At 40.1% G+C, this 10,089-nt stretch carries 8 protein-coding genes; all 8 read right to left on the bottom strand.

Annotated elements, in window-relative coordinates; all coding sequences use genetic code 11:
* Window positions 1-1,265 (bottom strand): DUF6090 family protein (locus tag ACZFYI_RS09785; protein WP_462523945.1); only part of this gene is annotated, 1,265 nt, incomplete at its 3' end.
* Window positions 1,266-1,469: 204 nt separating this feature from the next.
* The gene (locus tag ACZFYI_RS09780) at window positions 1,470-1,622 is read right to left on the bottom strand and encodes a hypothetical protein (RefSeq protein WP_462523944.1); all 153 of its coding nucleotides are present in this window, start codon (window positions 1,620-1,622) and stop codon (window positions 1,470-1,472) included.
* Window positions 1,623-1,666: 44 nt separating this feature from the next.
* A complete protein-coding gene (locus tag ACZFYI_RS09775) occupies window positions 1,667-2,332 on the bottom strand; it encodes a DinB family protein (protein ID WP_462523943.1) in 666 nt (221 codons plus the stop codon).
* Window positions 2,333-2,418: 86 nt separating this feature from the next.
* Window positions 2,419-4,146 carry a tetratricopeptide repeat protein gene (locus tag ACZFYI_RS09770; RefSeq protein WP_462523942.1) on the bottom strand — a complete coding sequence of 576 codons (1,728 nt, stop codon included), beginning with the start codon at window positions 4,144-4,146 and terminating at the stop codon, window positions 2,419-2,421.
* A gap of 38 nt (window positions 4,147-4,184) precedes the next feature.
* The gene (locus tag ACZFYI_RS09765) at window positions 4,185-5,123 is read right to left on the bottom strand and encodes an NAD-dependent epimerase/dehydratase family protein (protein ID WP_462523941.1); all 939 of its coding nucleotides are present in this window, start codon (window positions 5,121-5,123) and stop codon (window positions 4,185-4,187) included.
* Between the two features lie 40 nt (window positions 5,124-5,163).
* The gene (locus ACZFYI_RS09760) at window positions 5,164-5,925 is read right to left on the bottom strand and encodes an SDR family NAD(P)-dependent oxidoreductase (RefSeq protein ID WP_462523940.1); all 762 of its coding nucleotides are present in this window, start codon (window positions 5,923-5,925) and stop codon (window positions 5,164-5,166) included.
* 9 nt (window positions 5,926-5,934) lie between these two features.
* Complete coding sequence (locus tag ACZFYI_RS09755; RefSeq protein ID WP_462523939.1) at window positions 5,935-7,443, bottom strand: amidohydrolase family protein; 1,509 nt, start codon at window positions 7,441-7,443, stop codon at window positions 5,935-5,937.
* Between the two features lie 315 nt (window positions 7,444-7,758).
* On the bottom strand, window positions 7,759-9,603 hold the full coding sequence (locus ACZFYI_RS09750) for an adenylate/guanylate cyclase domain-containing protein (RefSeq protein WP_462523938.1): 1,845 nt from the start codon (window positions 9,601-9,603) through the stop codon (window positions 7,759-7,761).
* Window positions 9,604-10,089: the final 486 nt, after the last annotated feature.

Here is a 10,089-nt window from a genome sequence, read left to right as displayed (position 1 = left end):
ACCGATTTTACATGAATTTTTCTTCCAATAGGTCCTTCAAAAACAAATGCAAGAGGAACCATTATTCTATTCATATCGGCCGTGACAAATTGGTTGGTTTCAAATTCATATACCTTCCACTCGTCCGTCAATTCAATTTTAATCTTTGATTCAGAGCCATCAGGTGGATCATTGATGTCCTTCATTCCTATTTCAACTGACTCACCACCAGTTTCTCCTTTCATTTCGATCACTACTTTCGAATAGGTGGAAAAGTCCATTTCGTCTACTCTTCCATAGAGGGCATTTACCGCAAAATAGGATGAAGCCCAATCGTAACTATTTGCGGGATATTCCATAACCAAATAATCTTCTTTTTTAAAAATATAATTGGGGAACAGACCTGATGCAGCATACCTTATATCAAATCCGGTAGGGACCTCACCATTCATCAGTAAACTGACGATTTCAGCATCTCCAAAAGTGAACAATATCCCACTAAATTCCAGTACAGTTTGTTGGTCGAATGTAGTTTTTGAGTTTCTTATCATCTCCACCAGCTTCTTACCCATCAAAATTTGTTCTTGATAGGTTTTAATAATACCCCCTTCTTGAGAGCCGCTATTGAATATCGCTACAGTAAAAGGGTCTCTTGTAATTTCTAAAAATCGTGGACCAACAACAGCGAAATCACCAGCACTCCAAGGAGTCATAAAAAGGTTTAGTCCATTATTTCTAAAATGAGACATCCACTCTTGCTCTAGCTTTTCCACCCCTAGATTATATCGATCTTCACGGTCTCTAATTTTAGCTGCAGACCTGTAATAAGTTTCTAGCAAAAGCGCAAGGTCAGTACCTTGAATCTTACCGAAATAGATGGAATTTTTTAAAGATTCAAAGGCACTTACATTGGTATTCAAGTGCACAGTATTCAAGACATTGGTAAATGCAAAGTTAATATAGGATGCTTCCTCAATATTTAAAGTTGTCTTAGAGGAATCTCCATATTTGTTGAAGAGAGAATCCATTTTTACTACAATATTGCTTCTTGCCGCTGTCAGTAGGTTTATTTCCCTTAAATCGGTTTGCACACCATTTGCAATACTTTGCAAAATGTCATTTAATACTTGCTTTTCGCTTTTTTCCTCATTCCAATTATTGATTTGAACTGCGATAAGAATACCTACCACCACAAGCACAATCTCTCCAATGGCATATCTAAGATATTTCATTGGTCTATTTTCGGCTGCCAGGTTTTTCCTTATTTTTCTAAAAATTGAGATCATCGGACTTTCAATTTAACTAAAAAAATTCTTATCGAGGCAACCTGTGGATAACACTATCCTTTTCATTCTCTTGATGATCATTTTTCTTGTCATTTTTCATTTAGAATTCAGGGGGAAGTAGAATTTTTTTAATTTAAAAAAAGCATTCCATCCTTTGACCTAGTCAGGGTCGAAATGGTAGAATTATTTTTCGAACCTATTGATTTACTTTCCCGGGAGAAAGATCTCGCTGTTTGGCGTTTGGAATCCCGAAAATGATTTCATCGGTAATGCCAAAGCCAAACTTGACAAACTCATCCACTCGATAAACTTGTATCTTTGGATGTCTGTATATTGGTAGGAGTCAATATTTTCCATCTTGGTGGTTTTTTTTAAAAGAAATATTCGATTATTTGGCAGTCTTACCCCCTACTGAATTTTCCTCCCGGGAGTCTGGTTTTGATGTACTTGAATTGTCCGTTGTGGTTGGACTCATGTTCGCAGACATGGAACCACTTGCAGTAATTGTTGGTCGGGCCCCAAGGCCATGCTTCATCTACAGCCATCAGCCAATTGTCGTCTCTTTTTTTAAATTCACTGATGGTATTTTCCCTCACTTCCGTCATGACATCAAGGTAGTAATCCAGGTTATTGCCCTTTATGGTTTTTCGGGCTTCCTCCCCAAGGTTCATCGCCACATCAAAGCGATCTAAATCCTTTTTGCTAAAATCTCCCCATGCCTTTCCCTCGAAAGTATGGATCTGATAAAACCTCTCCGTAGCGGCCAAATGGAGCAACATGGCACCAATGGAGTTGGAGTTATCATCCAATAAAAAATCCAGCTGTTCCACAGTCATCCCTCTAACAGGCATCAGAATCACATCCCGCATCCATGTCATCATGGATAACAAGGTTCCAATATGAAGAGAAAAACCTTCTCTGGGTCCAAATACATTGATCCGATCTTCGGTTGGAAATTCTGAGGCATAGATCGGGTTGGGAATCATAGATAGGCCTAAGGTTCCTGAAGATATAACTGCAGCTGATTTTATAAAATCTCTGCGTGTGGTGGGTTCTTTGTCTTTCATTTTTTTTTAAGGGAGGATTATCGATTCCAATACTTATCAGGCTGAATGACTTTTTGAATATTGTCTGATTTATCCAAATATCATCTTTAAAACCTTCCATAAATACCATCATCGGCATACTTTGAAGCATTTTTTAGCAATTCGGTATATTCTTTTGTTTTAGCGGTATCTCCTTTCTTTGCATAGACATTCCGTAAGGCATTATAGACATAAGCACTTTTAGGGAATCTTTTTAATAGTTCCTGGTAGGTGTCTATGGCATCATCATATTTTTCAACTTGAATCTGCGCTTCGGCAATGCTCATAGCAACCGGTCTTGCATACAGAGGCGGCTCTCCATAACCTAGATCAAGTTCATTTTTATGTGCTTTTTTTAGCAGCATCATGGCCTCTTCATAATTTCCCTGCCGGCTTGCAATACGTCCCTGCAGCTCCAGACTCGCTGTGTTTAGGGTGTTTTGGTTGAACCGATTGATGGTTTTATCCTTTTCTGCTTGTTTCTCATTGCGCCATAATAAGGCATCTAAACTGTTGGAGAAATTAATCGCTTCTGCCAAATCGTTTTTATCCAAAGCAGCCATCCCTTTTGTAAAAAGCGTTAGGGCCTTTTTGAATTCCATATTGGGCTGACTGATTACAGAATCTTTGTTTGCTATCTGCCCAAACTCTGCTGCAGCTCTTTCCCAGTTGCCAAAAGCCATTTCCATCTTTCCTGGAGCCAATAAACCTTGACGAAAAAATACACCATCGTATATTTCTTTTCGGGATTTATTTACCGGCATTGATTTGAGCCTTTCTGCATAATATAATGCTTCCCGGTATCTGCCATCATGTACACAGTTATTGATGAGGTAATTGATATTATGAATGTAATTCCAATTATCCACTTCCTCAATACCTTCATTTTTCATATAGGTCGAATCAACTTTTACCCCTGCCACAAAAGCATCATAGGCTTTTTTGTAATTGCCTACCCGATTGTAGATATGTCCAGGCATATGAACGATGTGACCGGAATTGGGGGCAAGAGCGGTCAGCATATCCGCACTGGCTAGCGCTTCTTCCGGACAACAATTTTCTTTTAAATGAATCCAATAATGATGAAATGCGTGGCTATTTGGCGCAGTCCGTTGCACATCTTTTAATAGAAACTCGCTGTACATTTGTCCTTCCCTGGGTTTCATATCCGTGTCAAAACCACTCATGTTATGGAGTGCAAAAAAAAGCTTTGCTTCTACATCATCAGGAAATTTGTAAATGATGAGTTCCCACTTTTTTGACACCTCCGGATAGGCTTCATATTTTAATGAATCTTTCAAAAGGGCAATTTCCGCATACAATCTTTCGTGTTCAGTAGCTTTTGGCAGCAGTTTTTTAATTTGTGCTATGGCATTTTTCGTGTCGTATTTAAAAACGCTGTCCTTATCGGGTGTTGGCATTTGCAGCAATCCCCAATAAGGCATGATGGCCGTAGAATCGTTGCGAATGGCTTCCTTAAATGCACGATACGCTTCAAAATCCCAAAAATCGTGTAACAGGGAAATGCCTTGATTGAAATAAGCCTGCGTTTTTTCTGATGTTGTTTCAATCTTCATCGTAGAATTACCAACTCCTTTCATGAGTTTCGGCGGTGGAAGATTGTGTACATAAATGACTTCGGCTCTAGATGCCATCATGTGGTCAAGGTGATTATGGCTATCCGCGGTAGCACCATCGCTTTTGTGATGCTCGTGCTGGGCAACAATAGTCAATGGCAATAAAACTAATGCAAAGAGAAATGGTAGTTTCATATGTTTATTTTTTATTCTTTTCATTATTCAGCAAATCGAAAAGATTCTTTTTCATCATTTTTTTAATTTGAATAGTTATTCAAAGGGATGCTGACAGGCTTAAATGCTATTCCCAAGTCCTTTGTTGCCAACGCAGAACTGTAAACGATTTCCAGCTTGCCGACCGGAGGTTGATTGTTTAGCATCAAAGTCACATCCGAGACCCTGTAACTTTCCCCTGACAGGAGATAGTTTTTACCATGGATGTTTTTGGTTGTGGCCGCTCTGAAAATGGCTTCGGCGACATCCTCCACATCTACCAATGCCCACAATACATCCAAATCATAGATCATTTGTATAAATGGATTGGGGGCAATTTTATTTTTAAAAAGAAATTGAATACCCGTTGAAGTGGAATCTTGTCTGTTTGACAGAGATTTCCCCATTACACCCGTCGGTGAAACAGAAGAGATTTCAAAACTCAGACTGGGGTTGTCGGCAATGAATTTATTGACGGTCTGATTGGCGATGAACTTTGCTTGGCCATAGGGAATGCCTTCTTCGCTCGTAAATGGTGGATCATTTTCAGTGATTTGGTCACCTTCTGTTTTTCCTGCAGGTAAAAAAGGAAAACTGGTGTTGTAAGCCGCCACCGATGCAATGAATACAACTTTTTCAATCCCTGGAGTCTTGAGAACTGCTTCAAGAAAGTTTTCCGTTCCTTTGATGGTCGGGTCAAACAATTCTTTCTGAAGGTCTTTTACCTCCAATTGAAATGGCGTTCCTCCGTGAATTACGATTTCACAGTCTTTCAAAAAATCCATGAGCTCCTGTTTGTTTTCGACATCAAGTTGGGCAACTTCCAGATTCTCTGCGTTCTTCAGACCAAACAAATGTTCATACTTTTCTTTTTTGGAAATGTCCGTGGTAGATACTTTTACCTTGTATCCTTCATTTAAAAACTTTTGGGTGTTATAGCTTCCAATAAAGCCTGAACCTCCGATGATGCCTACTGTTTTCATGTTTGGAATTAATTGAGAATTGATCAAAAGATTGAAATTATTATAAAGTGAGCGTCAGTCCACCATCCGCGAGAAGGGTTGACCCTGTGATATAACTTGAGTCTTCAGAGCAAAGGAATACAATGGATTTGGCGATTTCCTCAGGTTGGGCAGCTCTTTGCAGGTGAACCGTAGGGAGCAAGCCCTTGTCATACAAATCATCACCTGCTATTCCCCGCAACCGACGGTGCATCGGTGTATCCACCACTCCAGGGCACAACAGGTTTACTCGAATTCCTTTTGGTCCCAATTCGGCCGAAACACTTGAAGTCAGTCCAATCAAGCCATGCTTAGAGGTGACATAAGCGGAACCGGTTGGAAAACCCAGGAAAGAATTGACAGAGCCAATATTCACTATTGCACCCCCATTGGAAGCCGCAAGCATGGCTCTGGCTTCATACTTCATACAGAGGAATACACCTTTGAGGTTGATGTCCATCACCTGATCCCAATCTGCCTCTAAAAGGTCGGTAACACTACCAAAACTCCCTTCAATACCGGCATTGTTCACAGCATAGTCAATCCGCCCAAATACTTTGATGGCATGCGCCACCATGCGCTCCACCTCAATAGCTTTTGAAACATCGGTAACAATTGCACTTGCCTTTCCGCCATTTGCTTCAATTTCCTTTACCAATTCATCGAGTTCTTCTGCCCTTCTGGCAGCTACTACTACCTTTGCACCTTTTCTTACAAAAGCAAGTGCTGTTGCTCTACCTATGCCACTGCTGGCACCTGTTATCAATGCGACTTTGTCTTTCATGATGTTATTTTATTTGTTTTTAAATTTCCCATAAACCCCTTGCCCCGGAAAAACATTGGGTACAGTTCTGCCATTTTTCAATACAAATGTTCCATTGACCATCACATATTCAACCCCTTCCGAAAAGGCTAAGCCACCTTCGAAAGTCGCTTTGTCAATGATGGTTTTGGGATCAAAAACAGTGATGTCGGCATCAGAACCCACCTGGATCCTGCCTTTGAACCGCATCATAGGGGCTATTCCCTCCAATCGATTTGCAGGAAGCAAGGTCATTTTTTCAATAGCTGTGTTCAAGTCAATGACCTTATCTTCTCTGACATATTTGCCTAAAGTCCTTGAAAAAGTCCCTGCAGTACGGGGATGGGCGAGCTTGCTGTATGTCATGCCATCGGACGCAATAATTACTCCGGGAGCAGCTATGCCTTTTTGGATCCATTCGGGTTTCATCAAATGAATGATCACAGTTTGGTTGGTTCTTCGGTTTCGGGCAAAGGTTTCTTGGGTGAGGCGCTCTCCCGTGGTGACCAACTGCAGATCACCATAATCAATACCGAGTTTTTCCTGCCAACCCTCATTGAAAATCGCTGTCATCAAACCTGTGGAAGCAGCTGTATAGGGATATAATTCAGTCGTGATGTCATACCCCTTTTGGGCAGCCGCACTGACCATGTGTAAGGCAAAATCAATCTGTCCAAGTGCCATACTGTTGAGGTGCACTATATGCAAAGGAGCACCGGTAAGTGTCGCATTGGCGATTACTTCCTGAATGGATAAAATATCAGGGTATCTGTTATGGGTATAAACCAAAGCATCCAATTGACCTGCCAATTCAAAAACGCTATACATTTCATCAGGCGGTGTCGAAGGAAGGTACCCGATAGGCACGCCTATTCCAAGACCTCCTTCCTCCAAGGAAGATTTGATATTGGCAAGGGTTCGATCCATTTCTTCTGCAGTCAGAACTTCTGTAAATGAAGGTGCTACAATGTGCCAAAGGGATTCAAGATTGTTTTCCCTTTTTTGAACCAACTCCAAAAGCTGACCCAAACTTTCCTGATATTTTTCCATTGACCTGAAGCGCTCAAAAGGCCAATTGACACTCGCCCCATAATGGATCAAGGCATTGCCCTGCCGGGAAGCATACCAAGCACCGGTAAATTCGATACCCGATTCAAGCTCCAAAGCCGTGGTGACTCCATCATGCAATTGGTATTCCTGTTCTACATTGGTCATGCCATGTACATGCAAATCAATAAACCCCGGTGCCACCACCAATCCGCTGACATTGATGATTTCTTTCCCCTGCAAAGGTTCAGAACTGATTTGAGCGATGCGGTTGTTGAGGATACCCACATTTTTGATGGCATCGAGTTTGGTTTCAGGATCTATGACCCTGCCACCTTCCAAGACAATATCATATTGGACAGGTGATTGAGCCTTGAGCTCACCTACTAAAAACAGGATCAAAAAAAGACAGAGGAATGTTTTGAGGGGTTTGGATTTTGTCAGGGATTTCATGTGAGAAGGGAAGTAAGGAAAAACTAAAACCAACTTATCAAATAGGTTCGGGTTCGAATGTTGGGTAGTAATCACATTGAAAATTGCAGCATTCCACAATTTAATAAACTAAACCCTTATATTAATTCAACTTTGGACGAAACGTATATATTTCTTCCCCAATGAATGGTATTTCTTTTCGAAGAAAGTTTTTGAGTAAGTTAGGATTCCAATAATTTATCAGATCTGAAATATTTGTTTTATTGGCTTTGATACTTAACCTACCAAAGAACAGTACAATCATTTTTCTAAAAAACTTGGCCTAAAAAAAATACATTAGTCCAATTTTCTTTCATCCACATACCACATTTCCATTTCACCTTTCCCTTTAACTGCCATGAATCCCCTTTCTGTAAAAGTAAAATGAGAGTCATCTTTAAGCAGAGAGTAGGTGTTTTCCGAAATATTAATTCGGTTTATTTCGCAATTTGCCTCCATTCGCTGTGCTGTATTCACAGTATCCCCCCAAATGTCATATTGAAACTTTTTTATACCTACAATCCCGGCGACAACCGGCCCTGAATTGATCCCACAACGCATGTCAAATTTTATTTTCTTGGATATGTTGGGATCTGCATTTCTTTCATCTATGAATTTTTTCATCTGAATTGCTGCCAAGGCAACTTCTTTTGCCCCGGATTTGGAATTAAGGCCGCCTGCAGCCATATAGGCATCACCGATAGTTTTGATCTTTTCCAATCCCAGGTCATGTATGATATGGTCAAAAGCCTTAAAGCAAATATTCAATTCCTTGACGAGCTCTTGGGCACTGAGTTGCTGTACTTTCTTGGTGAAATCTGCAAAATCTGTAAAAATAACTGTCACCTGATCAAAGTCCTTGGCATCCGAACTTCCTTTTGCCTTGAGTTCTTCAGCGACTTCAGCACGAAGAATGTTCAATAAGAGTTCATCCGATCTGTCCTTTTCTTTGGAAATAATTTCTCTGGATTTTTTTACAAATTGATACCTCAAGAAAAATCCAACGGCCAGAACCAAAAGAAATAGCCCTGAAATCATAAATATGATCTTTCGGCTTCTTTCCACTTGCAGCCGTTCGTTGAAAACCAGATCCCGCTCTCTTTTTTCTTGCTCATTTTTGATGCTGTCAAGAATCTGTTTCTTTTCGAATTCATAATTGAGCATCATTTGGGTGATGCTTTTGGTATTCGATTCATTTAAGATACTGTCTTTTAGCAAAGTGGCCTTTTTTAAATATGCCAGTTCGGATCTATAATCCCCCGTTTCTTCAGCTACTTCCTGAAGTCTCTGATAGGCCATGCGTAGGATTTTTACTTCGCCGGCTTTTTCTGCGTTTTCAAGGGATTTCTCTGCATGGTATTTTGCTTTGGTGAGTTGCTTGTTCTTTTGATACAAATTGGCAAGTCGGTTGTGGGTATAGGCGAGTCCTCGGGAATAGCCCAGAGAATCGCGGATTCGCAGTGCTTCGAGTAAAGTTTCCTCTGCAAGTATCAGGTCACCTTTATTGGCATAATTGTTTCCCAAATTGCTGAGAGCTAAGCCAACGGAATATGGATTTTTACCAAGTTTGGCATATTCCAGTGAGAGCTTATGGTAATAAATCGCAGAATCGAGAGGTCCTGTATGTTCAAAAATGATGGCAAGATTATTATAGCTGCTCTGAATTTTATAAAGGCTTTTCATAGCGATATCCATTTCTAGCGCCTTCCTTGCGTGAAAAAATGCCTCCTCATAATCCCGCTGATCATAGTAGACCAAACTGAGATTGGAATGGGTAGAAGAAACCCCGGTTAAATTCCCTGTGGATTCAAAAATATCCTTGGCAGCAAGGTAATTTTCTATCGATTTTTCTAAATCACCATAGCGGGAATAGATGGTTGCTAGAAAATTATGCGCTCTTGCCCTTTCTAATTCCAGTCCCAACTCATCCATCCGGATCATCATCTCCTCGATCAATTTAGTATCTGATTTGGTGGGGTCGTTTTCTTGAATACTTATGGCCTTATAAAATTCGGCTTTGAGCAAGGATGATTCATCATTGCTTTTGGTAGCGAGTTTTATGGCCTGATCAGCAAGTCCAATGGCGTCTTCATACCGATAATCAGAATAGGCAGAATAAGAATTGGAAATTAGGCTGTCCAAAGTTTGTCCTTTTAAACAAAAGGAAGTCAAAAACACAATAAAAAACAGAACACAATATTTTGACATCTAAAAAAAGTCTTTTTAACAGACTTTAAGTTAGGAATTTAAGTGTAAAATCTGCAATTTTTTTCCTGAAAGGTTGGATAATTTTTGAAACTATCCGTTATCATGACATTTTGTAAATTCCAATTTTTATTTGTTTCGGATAATCGTATAAAGACTTTTGAGGAAGAAGATTGCCAATTAAACGGAGCCACAAGCTCCAATAAGCATATAAATGAATTTCCCTTTAACAACCATGACCTGAAATAATCCTTATGTCAGCGGTAAGGAAATAAACCACCTTGAAAAACCCTCCCAAAAATCAGGATTGAATCCAGAAATGCGCACAAGATGAATAAAAAAGAACAGCACCAAGGCCGTGGGAAATACCCATCTCCCCTGCTTCTCTTTTCGTTCCAAAAAAATCAACACCATAAGGACCAT

The organism is Aquiflexum sp. (genome assembly GCF_977115555.1).
This window is presented reverse-complemented; position numbering and strand designations above follow the sequence as displayed.